Here is a 15,343-nt window from a genome sequence, read left to right as displayed (position 1 = left end):
TTTTAAGTGCAATAAAGATACTTTTTTAATATTGTATTAAACCTTGATAACGCAGGACAAAGTCGCAGGGAATTTATGACTCAAAAGCAGCTACGCTGATAGACAGACTTCGCTGCTTTAAGATTAAAGAGCCAAAATCAGGCTGGCTGAATAAAGCCCACAAGCCACAACTAGCCCAAAGCATTTGAGGTGAGGTTTAAGCGATGAGTGCAGAGCCAAAGGATTTCCCTCTAGTGAATACCGCGATCGATAACAGACCGCGCCTGAAGGAACTCGCTGAACTTGAGATTATCGGCACCGAACCGGAGGATCAGTACGATCAGCTGATTGCGCTGATGACCCTGTCCTTTAACGCTCCGGTCGCGGCGATCTCCTTTATTGATGAAAACCGGCAGTGGTTTAAGTCGGAAACCGGGCTGAATAAGCAGGAGCTGCCGATTGAGGAGAGCTTCTGCAGCGCGGCAACCCTGCAGGCCAATTACTTTGTTATTCAGGATACTCACGCTGACGAAAGGTACAAAAACCACCCTCTGGTTAAAAATGATCCTTATATTCGTTTCTACGCTGGTGTTCCTATCAAAGGTCCTAATGGCCAACCTGTAGGCACCTGCTGTGTTATGGACCGACGCCCACGGGGCTTTACCGATAACGAAATTCAGCAACTCCTGTTGTTCGCACAACTGGTGGAAACCCAGATCCGGCATCATGCCGAACTGCTGAGTGTTAAACATCAGGCCGTTAACTCCACCTACTACGACCCCCTAACCGGCCTGCCAAATCAAAGCCTGTTTACTGATCGTCTGGATCAGGCTCTGATGAGTGTTTCCGATGGCAGCCAGATCAATGTCTGTGTTGTGCACCTCTGTCGCTTTGCGGAACTGAACCACGCCCGGGGCAAAGAGTGGGCAGATAAGGTGATGTTCTACACCGCCATTCGCCTCAGAGGCAGCCTGCCTATTTCCACCACAGTTGCCCGCCTTGAAGGCGCGAAGCTCGCGGTATTCAGTGTGGAAAAAAGCCATGGCCGATCCACTTCCAACAGCCATAAAAATCTGGCCAAACGTATTCTGGAACTCTGCGAACAGGAGATACGGGTTGATGGCGCTGTACTGCATGTACCTTTGAAACTCGGGGTCAGTCACTACCCCACCACGGGCGCAACACCGGACTCTTTACTGGAACAGGCCAAGTCCTCCAGCAAACGGGAAAAAACCATCAATTACTATTCCAAGGAGTATTCCAGCGAAACCAGTCGCCGCTTTGAAGTGGAGCAACATCTGCAGCACGCTCTGAGCGAAAACCGCTTCCATGTTGAGTACCAACCCATTGTTGATATTCAGAGCGGTGAACTGAAAAGTCTGGAGGCTTTGCTGCGCCTGAACGTGGATGAAGGCCCGATATCACCGGAAGAGTTTATTCCCATCGCAGAAGACACAGGGCTGATACTGCCTGTGGGCGAGTGGGTGCTGAGGGCGGTATGCCGTCAGATAGGAACCTGGCGACCCTATATGGGAGATGCCCATCTGCCGGTCGCCGTTAACCTTGCCAGCGAACAGATGAGCCTGAAAAACCTGAACAGTCTGGTGCTGTCCGCCATCTACGATAATGATCTGGCGCATTCACAGCTTCAGCTTGAGGTAACAGAAACCAGCCTGATGAAGGATATCGACCGGGCAATTCACAACATGGAAGAGATTCTGCGCCACGGCATCGATTTCTCACTCGATGACTTTGGTACCGGCTACTCATCTCTCAGCTACCTGCAGCGTTTACCGGTTACCAAGGTAAAACTGGATCGCGCCTTTATCCAGAATATCGATACCAACAAGCACGACCGGATTCTGGCGAAGAATATTATTAATCTCTGCCATGAGCTGGACAAAATCACCGTAGCAGAAGGCATCGAAACCCAGTCTCAGCTCGATACGCTAAGGGAACTGGGCTGTGATCTGGGTCAGGGCTATTTTTTCAGCCGCCCTCTGACCACAGAAGCCATTAATGAGCGTATTATTAATCAACAGCTTATTTTTCCTGACACAGTCAGGTAACGGGGAATCATGACCGTTGAGAAACTCTCAAAAACACAAACCCTGCGGGTTAACCTGCTGGCACTGCTGATTGCATGCGGTGTTTTTCTGATTGGCTTATTTTGGGTACAACTGCATAACGAAGCCGATGAACTCAGTGAAGATCTTAAGCTGACAGCACTTGTGTCCTCAAAATCAGATGCGATTGAACAGCATCTGGCGTTAACCCTGATGGCAACCCGAATGCTGGAGGTTCAGATCCGCCTGAACAATGGCAGTCGCATCGGCTTTCATGAATACGCCCCGGAAATTCTGGCCACAACCCCAGGTGTCGGCAATATCCAGCTCGCACCTAATGGCATCATCACCGATATTTACCCTCTTGCCGGTAATGAACGGGCCATTGGTCATAATATTCTTAAAGATGACCGCCGCCGGGATGAGGCACGCAAAGCGATCAGCACCCGAAAAACCACACTGGCTGGTCCATTTGAACTGATTCAGGGTGGCGTTGCAGTTATTGGTCGCCAACCTGTTTTTGTGGAAGATGGTCGTCAGGAAAACTTCTGGGGCTTTGCCTCTGCCCTGATTCATCTTGAAGAACTGCTTAAGGTCGCTCGCTTTGATGAACTGGAAAAACAGGGCTACGCCTATGAACTCTCTTTTAAGGAGATAGGTACGGGTAAAACAAAAATGATTCAGGCTTCAGCCAGTCAGCTTGGGGATTTCTGGCATCAGGAGAGTATTCAGGTTCCTAACGGTTTCTGGATCCTTAAAATCGGCCTGTCGGAACACAGCAGCCCCCATAACTTCCTGCTGTCGCTAATTCTTTTATCCGTTGCCGCTCTGACCAGCTACCTGATCAGTTTTTACTTACTGAGACAGCCGGAATATCTGCGCATGCAGATCAGCGGCCTGAAAAAACAGCTCGGCCAGCAATCCTATACAGACCCTCTGACAGATCTTTGCAATCGTCAAAGTCTTTCATCATCCCTTGAAGCGCTACAGAAAGAGATGGATCAGAAACCCTCAATTGCAGCGCTTCTGGTAGTCGATCTGGATAACTTCCGCACCATTAACGAGCGTTTGGGCTCCGGCAAAGGGGATGAATTTCTAAAAAACACCGCTAAGAAGCTATGCGCTCTGACCCGGGAAAGTGATATCGCTGCCCGCATTGGTGGAGATGAGTTTGCGGTTCTGATCCGCAATATCAGCAGTCAGGATGAAGCCGCAATGGTGGCAGATAAGATCCTGAACAATATTGCTTTGCCGGTAGCCGGTATCTCTGACCTTTATCCAGTAACGGCATCGATTGGTATTACGCTGATTCACCCGGGCGACTCCGGTCCCAATCAGGCGCTGCACAGTGCGGATCAGGCGATGCGACTAGCTAAACAAAATGGCAAAGCCCGTCATTACTTTGCCCAGACCTCCCCATTCGGAACCGCAAAGGAAGGTACTGGGGAGAATGAAGAGATGGATATAGAAACGGATGAAAAGCCCAATGGCGTGACGAACAACGGCTCAAATAACGCCGACAATGCAGGCGATAAAACAAACCCGTCCTGAGAGTTCTGCCCCCCATACGCAAAAGCCCCTGTGATCGGTTGTGATCTCAGGGGCTTTTTTATACCGTACCGAATCCCGGTTTCTAAAGCTTAGTCACCGATATAGATACAGCCGGAAGTGCAGGTTTCTTTAATCTCGATACGACTCAGTTCCGGCAGCAACGGCTTAAGTTCTTTCCAGACCCATTTCGCCAGATTTTCACTGGTTGGGTTTTCAAGACCTGCGATATCGTTCAGATAGTAGTGGTCCAGACGGTCATAGATCGGCTTGAACGCCTTTTTGATGTCGCCAAAGTCGATAATCCAACCGGTATGGGGATCTACCTCACCGCTCACCACAATACGGATAAAAAACGAATGTCCGTGCAGACGACCGCATTTATGGCCATCCGGAACATTTGGCAGCAGATGCGCCGCTTCAAAGGTAAAGTCTTTATAGATTTCCACGTTATTCGATTCCTAATAGCTTGTGGGTCTGAAGGCTAAGCCGCCATTGAGGATGGTTTAAACAATAGTTAACGGTGGCCTGTTCTGCTGTGTCGGCAGCTAATAAATTCTGACGTTGGGTATCTGTCAGGCAGGAGGTATCGCAAGGCTGCAGATAGAAGTGTCTGAAACTAAGGCCGGTAAATTGTTCCGGTGTCAGCCCTTCCTGAGGGTAAACCAACTTCAGCTCGTCGCCTTGTTTCAAAACCAGTTCAGACTGACCTTTAGGGCTGACGCACACCCAATCGATCGGCTTGGGCAGTGGCAGCGTACCGTTGGTTTCCAGAGCGATAATAAAACCGGCATCGTGCAGCGCATCGATCAGGGCTTCATCCAACTGTAAAAGTGGCTCACCACCGGTGCAAACGACATAGGGTGCGACACCGCTATCTTCAGGCCAGAGTGAAAGCAGTGCTTTGATCACATCAGCGGGCTCAGGGTATTTGCCACCAAGATTGCCATCGGTGCCGACAAAGTCAGTATCGCAGAAATTACACTGTGCTTTTGAACGGTCAACTTCCCGTCCGGACCAAAGATTACATCCGGTGAAGCGGCAGAAGATTGCAGGGCGTCCCGCATGGGCACCCTCTCCCTGCAGGGAGTAAAACATCTCTTTAATGCTGTACATGAGTATTCCGGCTAGCGTGAAATCGCAATTAATACGAGATCAAATCCAAAGTAACTGGCTGCACAGCTAGCGGTTAAGCCTATCTGTTTTGGAGGGGCGCTTAACCTGACAATCCTGACTTCTGTACAACCGCCCCGGCTAATCCGAATCCGCAGCGGCGGCGATTCTAACACGTAATACCAAGAGTCTCCGCTCTAATCCGTTGTCCTCACTGAACCGGGCTAAAATCGGTCGCTCAATCGCCCTCCAAACCATAACTAAACTCTGCTACAAGCTAATAAAACCGAACAACTTAAGCACATACTTATACTAATAGCGCAGCCCGTTATAACCTTTATTTAATTTCATGATTAACGTGTAAAAGTTATACTTATTAATCCCCACACAAGAACAATGGACTTGCCGCTATGACGCAGCCCGATGGCCTGCAGCTGCCCGCTGCCTACCATAAGACTTCAACCTACAAGACTCTGCTCTACACCTTTATCAGTGTCACCCTGACTGGCGTGCTCTTTAATTTCCTCCTGTCCAATTATCTGAAAAAACAAACCATTCAGGAGCTGGCTACTACCCAGGCTGAACAACAGGCAGAGATCATCTTTAAAGCACTCTGGCAGGGAATGCTACAGGGCTGGACGAAGCAGGATATGGATTACTTTATCCATTCACTCGAGTTGAGCCGCCAGGAAAAACAGGTGCTTCTGGTACGCAGCAAAATCATCGAAGATCAATTCGGCGCAACTGATGCCAGTCAGGAGCTGGTTAATGCTGATCCGCAACTGGCAGAGGTGATGCGCACCGGTCAAACTCAAATTATCCATCAGGATAACCAGCTGAGATATCTGTATGTCATCAGAGCGACCGAAGCTTGCCTCTCCTGCCACGTAAACTCTTATTCCGGTGCGATTCACGGCGTGATTGATCTGCGCTTCAGCGACCAGCCGATGCAGGTTCCACTGTCTCATACCTTTAACGTCTATATCGCCACTACGCTGACTATCGTGGTTCTGCTCTGCAGTGCTCTGTTTTTTATTCTTCGCCTCAGAATCGTGCGCCCCATGAAGGATCTTTCCTATCAGATACGGGACGCGATCAAAGATGATCTGAGTGTGAACCGGATTAACTCCGATCAGTTTCAGCTGCGCGAACCCTTTCAGCTGGCTCAGAGCTTTAATCAGCTGGCACAGGAGCTTGAGGACTATCACGATCAGTTGCGGGAGCATTCCTATACCGATGCTCTGACTGGTCTCTTTAACCGTCGCTACTTTAACGAACAGATGCCTAATCTGATCCGTAAAAGCCGCAGTACCGAGCAACCACTGACACTGATGCTGATTGATCTGGATCGTTTTAAGGCAATCAATGACACCTACGGCCATGAGGCGGGCGATCTGGCTCTGGTGTTTTTTGCTTCGGTTCTGAAGCACAGAGTCAAACCGGAAGATCTGGTGATCCGGTTAGGGGGCGATGAGTTTGTTGTGGTGCTGACCAATACTGATATCAGCGGTGCATTGGCGATCAAACGACGCCTGACGGATGCGCTCAACGAAAAACGCGCAAATCTCGGCGTGGTAAACCTTCACCTTGAAGCAAGCGTGGGGTATGCCACCTACCCCACCGATGCGACCACAACAGATGAACTCCTGCTGCAGGCGGATCACGCGATGTACCATGAGAAACGAGCCCGCAAGGCTGCTAAAGCATCCTGAGAATTTCAATGATGCTGCATCGAATAATCAGAAAACAGAAACAAAGAAGGCTGCAGTGATGCAGCCTTACTTTTTGGTGCTAATGACCGGGTTCTGATGTGTTTTATGCGCTATTCAGCCAGCAACTCACGTTCACCGGCAGCCAGAACAATCCTGTCCCGCCCGTCCTCTTTGGCTTTATAAAGCGCCTGATCGACGTAATGGATTGAGGACTGCACATCTACCAGGACCTCTCCTAAGCCTGCACTGGCAGTAAAGCGAATCTCTTTATTGTCATGGCTGATCACAGTCTCGCGGCAAGTATCCAGCACCCGCTGTATCACTTTTCGTGCTTCTTCTACAGGTGTTTCGGGCAAAACAATAATAAACTCCTCGCCACCATAACGGCCGATAATATCCGTGGTCCTTAACGCATCTTTGAGCTGTTTGGCAAAGGAGATAAGCACCTTGTCCCCCCCCTGATGACCAAAGGTATCGTTCACCGCTTTGAAGTGATCCAGATCGATCAGGGCAATGGAAAGTGTGCGGTTATAGCGTTCAGCACGGCTGAGTTCAGACTCCGCCTGAGTCATAAAAGAACGCCGGGTCAGCAGACCTGTGAGGGCATCGGTTGTTGCCTGCTCAAACAGTTTCAGCTGCATGTGCAGCTGTGACAACTGCGCCCAGATAGCAATTCCCATAATCACGGCCAGCAACCAGAGGTTATTCAGCGAAGTGAGGGTAAACACCTGATGCTGAACCACTTCGTCCAGAGACAACGTAAAGATGGTAAAGAACGCGAGGAGGCAGCCCTCTTTCAGGGTCAGAGGGAAAACACAGTGAATCGCAATAATCAGAAACGGCAGGAAGGTATAAGAGGCCAGCCGCTCATCATCGAGGTGATTGCCGAGAATAAACTGGGTCGAGAGGTGGAAAAGTGCCGGCATCACCATCAGCACCACCAGCCGAAAACGGGCATGGCCTAACGAGAAGACATAAGAAGCCTTAACCCAGAGCGCCAGCAGCGACAGAGAGAAGAGCATACGGGCTATTACCATCATGCCAAAGTCACTCTCAGGCAGAATGAAATAGTCCACGGGTATCCACAGCGGCGTCAGCACAGAAAACAGCAGCGCCAGAAAACGTACGCGGGTATTGATATATTCTGCCCGTACCAGATTGAAGTCGGCCGGATGTTCGCGGCTACCAAGCAGTTCATAACCCCGGATCTGCTCAAACAAAAAACGAAGCCGCTGCGACATCGTCAATGAGTCGATATCGGTCAGAATAGATTTGTCACGCATTATTAGGTCGACCTAAAATATAAAAAGAGCTAACTCTGGAAAAAATGAATAAAAACAACATCTTTTTGGGCACTATACCCTTATTTTTCTTGCAGGTTATCCTCCGCCAACAGAAAAACAATAACAGCCTACATTTTGTGACAAAGCGCGCCATTTTGTAACACTCTTTTCACACAGCGCTTTTTTTTCTGTTAGGCTCTATTGTTAGATGCAGAAGATATGTATCATTTTGTAAACAAAACAAGAACTGGTCTGCACCGCACGCTGAACCGGTCTATAAACTAAACCTGAGGGTTTAATGCAACAGCTAAAGGATCTGTACCGCTGATGACTACCCCCATCGTCATATGTGATGATTCAAGCTTCGCCCGCAAGCAGATGGCCCGCGCCCTGCCCGGCGGCTGGGATGTTGAAATCAGCTTCGCCAACCATGGCGAAGAAGCGATTGAAGCCATCAAAGCCGGTAAAGCTGATATTCTCTTTCTCGACCTGAACATGCCCGTCATGGATGGCTATGCCGTTCTGGAAGCTATCCGTAAAGAAGATCTGCCCACTATGGTGCTGGTAGTCTCCGGTGATATTCAGCCGGAAGCCCACAAACGGGTAATGGCTCTGGGCGCACTGGATTTCATCAAAAAGCCGGTCACCACCGAAAAGATCACCGAGATTCTGGTTCAGTACGGCATTATCAGTAGCTCCGTTCCTCGAACCGCATCAGAACTGGCGCGCTTCGATGAAGAAGTGGCTCTGACCGATCTGATTCAGGAAGTGGTCAATGTCTCTATGGGACAAGCTGGTAGCCTGCTGGCAGGTTTGTTGAACACCTTTATCCATCTACCGGTGCCCAAAGTCCACCTGAAGTCCTATCGCGACCTGAAATCTGTGCTTGCCTCCAAAGACGCTATCTCGCTGTCAGGGGTGTCACAGGGTTTTAATGGCTCCGGCATCGCCGGTGAAGCGATTCTGCTGGTGGGCGACGAAAGTTTTCCTCATATGACCCGTCTGATGCAATACGACCAAATGACCTCAGGCGGTACCAGTAATAACGATCTTGAAGTTCTGATGGACTTGTCCGGCATTCTGATCGGCGCCTGTCTGAAAGGAATTGCTGAACAGCTGGACATTGAATTCAGCTACAGTCACCCGGTTATTCTGGGGCAGAAAAAAGCCCTGCCTCCGCTTCTGGGAACCTCAGCGAAAGATCAGAAAGTACTGGCCATCGAAATTGACTACGGTATCCCGGATCATCAGGTTGAATGCGACCTTATCCTTGTGCTGACGGAAGACTCTTTACCAGCCTTGACAGAACGCGCGGGGTATCTGAAATGATGAATGACAATCAGGAACTGGATATGTCCCGCCTGCATTGGCTGATGCAGATGCTGCAAACGGTCGATGTGGGTCTGGTGGTGGTTGATAAAGCCTTTGATATCCAGCTCTGGAACGGTTTTATGGAAAACCACAGTGGCGTTCGCACCTCCCGCGCCCGTGGCAGTAATATTTTTGGCCTGTTTCCGGAACTGCCCGAGCAATGGCTGACCCGAAAGCTGGAATCAGTATTTACACTGGACAGTCGCGCGTACTCGACCTGGGAGCAACGCCCTCATCTGTTCAAATTTAAGAGCTATCGCCCTTTAACCGGTAAGTCTGATCAGATGTATCAGAACGTCACTATCATTCCTCTGACCGGCATGGACAAGAGCGTAACCCATGCGGCGATTCTGATTTATGACGTAACCGATATCGCCACTAGTAAGATTGAGCTGGAAAAGGCGAATCAGGAGCTGGCCCGTCTTAGCCGTACCGATCGCCTGACCGGACTTAACAACCGGGGACACTGGGAAGAGCGCCTGGATCAGGAGTTCCGCCGCTTCAAACGCAGCCAAACCGCCTCCTCTCTGGTGATGTTCGATATCGATCACTTCAAAAAAGTGAACGATACCTACGGCCATCAGGCGGGTGACGAAGTGATCAAGCTGGTTGCCAATACTCTGATGCAACTGCAGCGGGAAACCGACATCTCCGGCCGTTACGGTGGCGAAGAGTTCGGTATCATCCTGCCGGAAACCAATGCCGAGCAAGCCGTAATCATGGCAGAACGCCTGCGGATCTCTCTGGAAGCGGCCAAGGTAAATTACGAAGGTCAGGAGATTCAGTTCACGATAAGCCTTGGGGTTTGTGAGATCAGTAACGAGATGACCGAGTACAATCAATGGCTGGAACTGGCAGATCAGGCTTTGTACAGCTCAAAACGCAACGGTCGTAACCAGACCACCATTCATTCCGCCTGATTCGATTATCTGAGTATCTCCCCCCCCTCCGATAAGGCCGGATTCGATCCGGCCTTTTTCATGCCCGTTCAAACCTGTAGAACAGAATTCTACCCGCCCCTTCACCTCCCCAAAAAACGTCTACACTGATGAAAAGACAAGAGATTTTATCCGTTGCGAGGGAATAGCCTTATGTACGACAGTATTGTATTAGGAAGTGGCGTTATCGGGGTCAATACTGCGTATTGGCTCGCCAAAGCGGGGCATAAGGTTCTGGTAGTTGATCGTCAGCCTATCCCCGGCAATGAAACCTCCTACGCCAATGGAGGACAGATCGCCGTCAGCCATGCCGAACCCTGGGCAAAGCCTTCTGCTCCCTTCTCTGTGATTCGGGATCTTCTTCGGGATGATGCGCCTCTTCTGTTCCGCCCCGGTATCGATATTCAGCAATGGCGCTGGCTCGGCAGCTGGCTGGCTCATTGCACGCCAGGGCAATGGCGCAACAACCTTCTTGAAGCGATGCGCTTATCCGCCTACTCGCAACAACTGACCCGGCAGGTTCAGGAAGAGCACCAACTGGACTACCAACAGAAACGGCTGGGGGTGCTGCACCTGTATCGCAGCCAAAGAGCAATGGAGGTCAGCCAGAAAAGCATTGAGCAGATGCAGGCCTTTGGCTGTAACCGAAGAATCATCTCCACCGAAGAAGCCCTCAATATTGAGCCGACTCTCCGCCTGAGTAACGAAAAAATCGTTGGCGCTACCTATACCGAAACCGATGAATCCGGCGATGCCCGCGCCTACAGCCAGCAGCTGGCTGAGGTGTGCAAAGAGATGGGCGTTGAATTTGCGATGAACACTCACATTATGCAGCTGGTTCGGGAAGGCAGACGCATCCATGTCCGGGTCAATGGCGAGCTGGGTAACCGTCACCTGACGGCAAATCACCTGATCGTTTGTATGGGGCCATGGTCAGCCCGAATGCTACGACCATTAAAAGTCTGGCCGAACATCTATCCGATTAAGGGGTATTCCATCTCGGTACCACTGGAACACCCGGAAAATGCACCAAATGTTAGTCTGACCGATGAAGCCAATAAACTGGTGTTCAGTCGTCTTGGCAATGAACTCCGGGTGGCCGGAACAGGTGAATTGGGGGGCTATTCCCGTGAACTGAACGTAAAACGCTGCGACCGTATTCTGGAGCACGCCCGAAACCTCTTCCCTGAAGCCGGTGGTTTTGATCAGGCCCGATTCTGGACAGGCTTAAGACCCGCTACACCATCAGGCCTCCCCTGCATCCGGAAAACCCGTTATGACAATCTCTGGATCAACAGCGGCCATAACCTTGGCTGGACCATGGGCTGCGGCTCCGGAAAATATCTGGCCGATATGATCTGTAATGGCGATATCACCGAGTACGACCGATACGAAATGCCTGAGCTTTCTTATTAAACAGAGCGGTAAAAACGAATGGAGGAGAACTCATAGGGTTCTCCCAGTTCCGGCAGGGTACTCGCCGTGAAGATATCTGCCAGTTCATATCGGGGATGACTAAAGTTTTTCACCCGGGAATCCGCGACCCACACCTCATCAGCAAAGCGGAAAAAGGTATCCAGCCAGGGCAGATTGTCCCGGTCGTAGAGCACATCCGCCGCAATCAGAAGATCCGCTCCCTTTTCAGGTAGTGCCAGCAGATCATCTGCAACTTCGTACTCAACGTCATTGAGCTGTGCATTCTCCCGGCACGCGAGCTGAGAAACAGGATCAATATCGCAAGCGATCACTTCAGCCCCCACCTTAGCCGCGGCAACCGCAACTACACCGGAACCTGCGCCAAAGTCGATTACCCGTTTACCCGCAAGCTCATGCGGATGAGTAAGAATATAACGGGCAAGGGCAAGACCGCTACCCCAACAAAATCCCCAGTAAGGGGCATGCTCAAGAATGGCGACAATTTCATCCGGTGTGAAGGCCCGATCAACGGGCTCAGGATCAACCAGCCAAAGCTTTATTGCTTCGGCCTCAGGTAACGAAACAGCCTTTACCCGAGCCGCGGGCAACATCTGTTGCAGTGCTGCATTCAATTTCTGAGACATAAGAGTGAGATCAGACTTTCAGTTCAGTCATCTGAGTTGCTAACGCTTCTACCTGCTCCGGAGTACCATTTTCACGCCACCAAAGGGTCATGGTTGCAGTGCCGGATTCAAAGATCATCGTATCCTGAGGCAAAACCTGCAGAAGCGCCTTCAAACGTTCTTCCTGTTCTTCGCTTAATGCCGGGGTTGCAGGCTCCAGCCATACCCAGCCGGGAATAAACTCATCACCACGGTACTCAAGTTCTTCCTTGTCCAGACGGGGACCGTGCCCCAAACGGAAACGATGCGCTGATTGCTTTTCTTCCGGGTCACGCATGATGCGATAGGCCACCGCGTTGATTTTAGTTCCCAGAAGTTCGAACTGTTCCAGACGAACCTTAATCCCGGCATAGAGAGCAACCTGACGCAGGTGCATCTGATAACGCTGACGTTTGGATGGCAGGATCCAGGCGATAGGACTCAGAACAGCCGCAAAAATAAGAACGACAATAAGCCAGGTACTCATATAACACCTCTGTGGGCATCGGAATAAACCGATAATCTGGGTTAATCAGAACAATTAAAGTTCAATGGATTATCGGAAAAAGATCCCGTTTATGATCCACGCCAAAACTGTGTTGCTGATCGTTTTGTTAATCGAATTGCGGCCTATACTAATCGATAGACAAGGGATAAAGTACAGTCAGATAAGGATTTTTTAGCAAGGGGACAAAAAAATGAGCCAATACCAACACGTACTGATCGCCGTTGATCTGACTGATGAATCCGGTCAGGTGATCGAGAAAGGTCAGGCGATTGCAGAACGTAATAACGCCAAAATCAGCCTGATCCATGCCCTTGAGCCACTGGGCTTTGCTTATGGTGGCGACATCCCTATGGATCTGACCACTATTCAGGATCAGCTGGAGCAACATGCCAAAGACAAACTGGCTGAACTGGGTGCGCCTCTGAATATTCCTGCTGAGCAGCAGCATATTCTGGTTGGTGTCCCGGATGCAGAGATCCACCGCATGGCTAAAGAGCAAGGCGTTGACCTGATTGTTGTCGGCAGCCACGGTCGTCACGGCCTGTCTCTGTTATTGGGTTCAACCTCCACTGGCGTTCTGCATGGTGCCAAGTGTGACGTTCTGGCTGTTCGCATTCAGGACGAGAAATAAGCCCCGAAGTTGAGCTTATAACACGATCAAAAAAGCCCGGAACAGCATTCTGTTCCGGGCTTTTTCGTTTCACGTAAGCGATACAACTTTGAACGAGATAAGAAGCTTATTCTTCCTTCATCGCCTCAAGCTCTACCCAGCGATCCATCGCTTTCTCCAGTTCACCTTCTTTATGCTGAAGCTTATCCAGAGTCTTGGCCACCTTCACGGGATCACCCTGATAGAAAGCCGCATCACCTGTGATGGTGTGTAATTCTTCCAGCTCGGCTTCCAGTTTCTCAATCTCAGCAGGCAGCAGATCCAGCTCACGTTGCAGCTTGTAGCTCAACTTTTTCCCTTTAGCAGCCGGCTTCTCCTGCACAGGTTCAGCAACCTTTTTAGGCTCTTCTTTTGCCTTTGCAGGAGTAGCTGGCGAACTGTTACCGTCACCACCCGCGATCTCTTCAGGGAATTTACCACCCTGACGCACCCAATCACTGTAGCCGCCAACGTACTCACGTACCACTCCGTCACCTTCAAAGGCGAAAACGCTGGTCACTACGTTATCCATAAAGGCTCGGTCGTGACTCACCAGGAACACAGTACCGTCAAAGCTGGCGATCAGCTCTTCCAGCAGTTCCAGCGTTTCCACATCCAGATCGTTGGTTGGCTCATCCAGTACCAACATATTGGCAGGTTTAGTGAAGAGTTTCGCCAGCAGCAGACGGTTACACTCACCGCCTGACAACGCCTTAACCGGCGTACGGGCACGCTCAGGGCTGAAAAGGAAATCCTGCAGGTAGCTCATTACATGCTTATCACGACCGCCAATGGTGATGCTGGTCTGTCCTTCCGCGACGTTATCCATCACGCTGCGCTCGGGATCCAGCTGAGCACGCAGCTGATCAAAATAAGCCACTTCCAGCTTAGAACCCATTTTCAGGTTGCCGCTTTGAGGTTCCAGCTGCCCCAAAAAGAGCTTCAACAGGGTGGATTTACCCGCACCGTTACGGCCCAGAAGACCGATACGGTCACCACGCATCACCTGAGTGGTCAAGTTGCGGATAATCGGCTTATTGCCCCAGCTGTAACTGACATTTTCCAGTTCAGCCACCAGCTTACCGGAGGATTCCGCTTTATCCAGCGTGATATTGGCTGTGCCCTGACGCTCACGACGCTGAGAGCGCTCTTTACGCAGATCCTGCAGTGCTCGCACCCGGCCTTCATTACGGGTACGACGAGCCTTAATGCCCTGACGAATCCAGGCTTCTTCCTGCGCCAGCTTCTTGTCAAACTCAGCATTCTGGCGTTCTTCTACTTCCAGCATGTGTTCTTTATGCTCAAGGAAGCTTGGGTAGTTACCTTCCCAGATCGTCAGCTTGCCACGATCCAGCTCGACAATACGGGTTGCCAGTTTCTGCAGGAAGGCACGGTCGTGGGTAATGAACAGAACCGCACCGCGGAACTCACTCACCTGCTGTTCCAGCCAGGCGATGGTTTCGATATCCAGATGGTTAGTCGGTTCGTCGAGCAGCAGCAGATCAGGCTCACTCACCAGAGCGCGGGCCAGTGCTACACGACGACGCCAACCACCGGACAGGGATTTCATCGGCGTATCAGCAGGCAGGTTCAGGCGGGAGATAATGGATTCAACACGCTGACTCAGTGCCCAGCCATCTTTGCTTTCCAGATCATGCTGCAGATGTTCCAGTTTTTTCAGATCGTCATCACCGTTAATGTTCATCACCAGATGGTGATAATCACGGATCAGCTTGCCAACATCAGGAATGCCATCAGCAATAATATCGAAAACGGTATCGTCACCGGCTGCCGGCAGGTCCTGCGCCAGCTGGCCAATTTTCAGCCCTGGCTGACACCACAGAGAGCCTGAGTCCAGTGTCTGCTCGCCGGAAACCAGCTTCAGCATGGTGGATTTACCGGCGCCATTACGGCCAACCACACAAATTCGCTCGCCTTTGCTGATGACCAGAGAGGCTTCATCCAGCAACGCATGATGACCAAATGCAATACTGACTTTTTCTAATCTAACTAACGCCATGAAATGCCTGTAAAAAACTTTGGAATTATCTGTAAAAAAACGGATCCGATGTTGAGGTATCCACCTAAAACTTGCTAC

The 15,343-nt window shown here is 50.6% G+C and carries 13 protein-coding genes; 7 read left to right on the top strand and 6 right to left on the bottom strand.

The window, feature by feature from the left end; genetic code table 11:
- Positions 1 to 203 precede the first annotated feature (203 nt).
- Both BV405_RS16895 and BV405_RS16890 read left to right on the top strand, forming a co-directional pair.
- On the top strand, positions 204 to 2,048 hold the full coding sequence (locus BV405_RS16895) for a bifunctional diguanylate cyclase/phosphodiesterase (RefSeq protein WP_086482068.1): 1,845 nt from the start codon (positions 204 to 206) through the stop codon (positions 2,046 to 2,048).
- Positions 2,049 to 2,057: 9 nt separating this feature from the next.
- Positions 2,058 to 3,596, top strand: a complete 1,539-nt coding sequence (locus BV405_RS16890) for a sensor domain-containing diguanylate cyclase (protein ID WP_086482067.1) — start codon at positions 2,058 to 2,060, stop codon at positions 3,594 to 3,596.
- A gap of 89 nt (positions 3,597 to 3,685) precedes the next feature.
- Here BV405_RS16890 and queD read toward each other — a convergent pair whose 3' ends face one another.
- Positions 3,686 to 4,042 carry a 6-carboxytetrahydropterin synthase QueD gene (gene queD / locus BV405_RS16885; protein WP_086482066.1) on the bottom strand — a complete coding sequence of 119 codons (357 nt, stop codon included), beginning with the start codon at positions 4,040 to 4,042 and terminating at the stop codon, positions 3,686 to 3,688.
- Position 4,043: 1 nt separating this feature from the next.
- The gene (queE, locus tag BV405_RS16880) at positions 4,044 to 4,709 is read right to left on the bottom strand and encodes a 7-carboxy-7-deazaguanine synthase (RefSeq protein ID WP_086482065.1); all 666 of its coding nucleotides are present in this window, start codon (positions 4,707 to 4,709) and stop codon (positions 4,044 to 4,046) included.
- Positions 4,710 to 5,116: 407 nt separating this feature from the next.
- Here queE and BV405_RS16875 point away from each other — a divergent pair, with 407 nt between their 5' ends.
- Positions 5,117 to 6,418 carry a GGDEF domain-containing protein gene (locus tag BV405_RS16875; RefSeq protein WP_086482064.1) on the top strand — a complete coding sequence of 434 codons (1,302 nt, stop codon included), beginning with the start codon at positions 5,117 to 5,119 and terminating at the stop codon, positions 6,416 to 6,418.
- A gap of 110 nt (positions 6,419 to 6,528) precedes the next feature.
- Here the strand turns inward: BV405_RS16875 and BV405_RS16870 are convergent, their stop codons facing one another.
- Complete coding sequence (locus BV405_RS16870; protein ID WP_086482063.1) at positions 6,529 to 7,701, bottom strand: GGDEF domain-containing protein; 1,173 nt, start codon at positions 7,699 to 7,701, stop codon at positions 6,529 to 6,531.
- Between the two features lie 327 nt (positions 7,702 to 8,028).
- Here BV405_RS16870 and BV405_RS16865 point away from each other — a divergent pair, with 327 nt between their 5' ends.
- From BV405_RS16865 to BV405_RS16855, 3 genes are all read left to right on the top strand, one after another.
- Positions 8,029 to 9,030 carry a response regulator gene (locus tag BV405_RS16865; RefSeq protein WP_086482062.1) on the top strand — a complete coding sequence of 334 codons (1,002 nt, stop codon included), beginning with the start codon at positions 8,029 to 8,031 and terminating at the stop codon, positions 9,028 to 9,030.
- Positions 9,027 to 9,992 (top strand): sensor domain-containing diguanylate cyclase, encoded by a 966-nt coding sequence (locus BV405_RS16860; RefSeq protein WP_217895695.1) that lies wholly within the window; start codon positions 9,027 to 9,029, stop codon positions 9,990 to 9,992. The genes BV405_RS16865 and BV405_RS16860 overlap by 4 nt, the downstream gene beginning before the upstream one ends.
- A gap of 171 nt (positions 9,993 to 10,163) precedes the next feature.
- A complete protein-coding gene (locus BV405_RS16855; RefSeq protein WP_086482061.1) occupies positions 10,164 to 11,426 on the top strand; it encodes a D-amino acid dehydrogenase in 1,263 nt (420 codons plus the stop codon).
- On the opposite strand, the gene BV405_RS16850 is transcribed toward BV405_RS16855, so the two are convergent.
- Both BV405_RS16850 and BV405_RS16845 read right to left on the bottom strand, forming a co-directional pair.
- Positions 11,423 to 12,070, bottom strand: a complete 648-nt coding sequence (locus BV405_RS16850) for a class I SAM-dependent methyltransferase (RefSeq protein ID WP_086482060.1) — start codon at positions 12,068 to 12,070, stop codon at positions 11,423 to 11,425. The two genes, BV405_RS16855 and BV405_RS16850, sit on opposite strands and share 4 nt — an antisense overlap.
- Before the next feature lie 10 nt (positions 12,071 to 12,080).
- Positions 12,081 to 12,575, bottom strand: coding sequence for a hypothetical protein (locus BV405_RS16845; RefSeq protein ID WP_086482059.1), 495 nt, complete (start codon positions 12,573 to 12,575; stop codon positions 12,081 to 12,083).
- Positions 12,576 to 12,786: 211 nt separating this feature from the next.
- Here BV405_RS16845 and BV405_RS16840 point away from each other — a divergent pair, with 211 nt between their 5' ends.
- Positions 12,787 to 13,227, top strand: coding sequence for a universal stress protein (locus tag BV405_RS16840; protein WP_086482058.1), 441 nt, complete (start codon positions 12,787 to 12,789; stop codon positions 13,225 to 13,227).
- Between the two features lie 106 nt (positions 13,228 to 13,333).
- Here the strand turns inward: BV405_RS16840 and uup are convergent, their stop codons facing one another.
- Complete coding sequence (uup, locus tag BV405_RS16835) at positions 13,334 to 15,265, bottom strand: ATP-binding cassette ATPase Uup (protein WP_086482057.1); 1,932 nt, start codon at positions 15,263 to 15,265, stop codon at positions 13,334 to 13,336.
- Positions 15,266 to 15,343: the final 78 nt, after the last annotated feature.

This window comes from Oceanospirillum sanctuarii, from assembly GCF_002150805.1.
Classification (GTDB): domain Bacteria; phylum Pseudomonadota; class Gammaproteobacteria; order Pseudomonadales; family Halomonadaceae; genus Oceanospirillum; species Oceanospirillum sanctuarii.
Note: the sequence above shows the minus strand (reverse complement) of the source record. Positions and strands in the feature narration are given on the sequence as shown.

Excerpts from the sequence above, each read along its gene's own strand:
- BV405_RS16895 (WP_086482068.1), top strand. The coding sequence starts at position 204 with ATGAGTGCAGAGCCAAAGGATTTCCCTCTAGTGAATACCGCGATCGAT.
- BV405_RS16890 (WP_086482067.1), top strand. The coding sequence starts at position 2,058 with ATGACCGTTGAGAAACTCTCAAAAACACAAACCCTGCGGGTTAACCTG.
- queE (WP_086482065.1), bottom strand. The coding sequence starts at position 4,709 with ATGTACAGCATTAAAGAGATGTTTTACTCCCTGCAGGGAGAGGGTGCC.
- BV405_RS16875 (WP_086482064.1), top strand. The coding sequence starts at position 5,117 with ATGACGCAGCCCGATGGCCTGCAGCTGCCCGCTGCCTACCATAAGACT.
- BV405_RS16870 (WP_086482063.1), bottom strand. The coding sequence starts at position 7,701 with ATGCGTGACAAATCTATTCTGACCGATATCGACTCATTGACGATGTCG.
- BV405_RS16865 (WP_086482062.1), top strand. The coding sequence starts at position 8,029 with ATGACTACCCCCATCGTCATATGTGATGATTCAAGCTTCGCCCGCAAG.
- BV405_RS16860 (WP_217895695.1), top strand. The coding sequence starts at position 9,027 with ATGATGAATGACAATCAGGAACTGGATATGTCCCGCCTGCATTGGCTG.
- BV405_RS16855 (WP_086482061.1), top strand. The coding sequence starts at position 10,164 with ATGTACGACAGTATTGTATTAGGAAGTGGCGTTATCGGGGTCAATACT.
- BV405_RS16850 (WP_086482060.1), bottom strand. The coding sequence starts at position 12,070 with ATGTCTCAGAAATTGAATGCAGCACTGCAACAGATGTTGCCCGCGGCT.
- BV405_RS16845 (WP_086482059.1), bottom strand. The coding sequence starts at position 12,575 with ATGAGTACCTGGCTTATTGTCGTTCTTATTTTTGCGGCTGTTCTGAGT.
- BV405_RS16840 (WP_086482058.1), top strand. The coding sequence starts at position 12,787 with ATGAGCCAATACCAACACGTACTGATCGCCGTTGATCTGACTGATGAA.
- uup (WP_086482057.1), bottom strand. The coding sequence starts at position 15,265 with ATGGCGTTAGTTAGATTAGAAAAAGTCAGTATTGCATTTGGTCATCAT.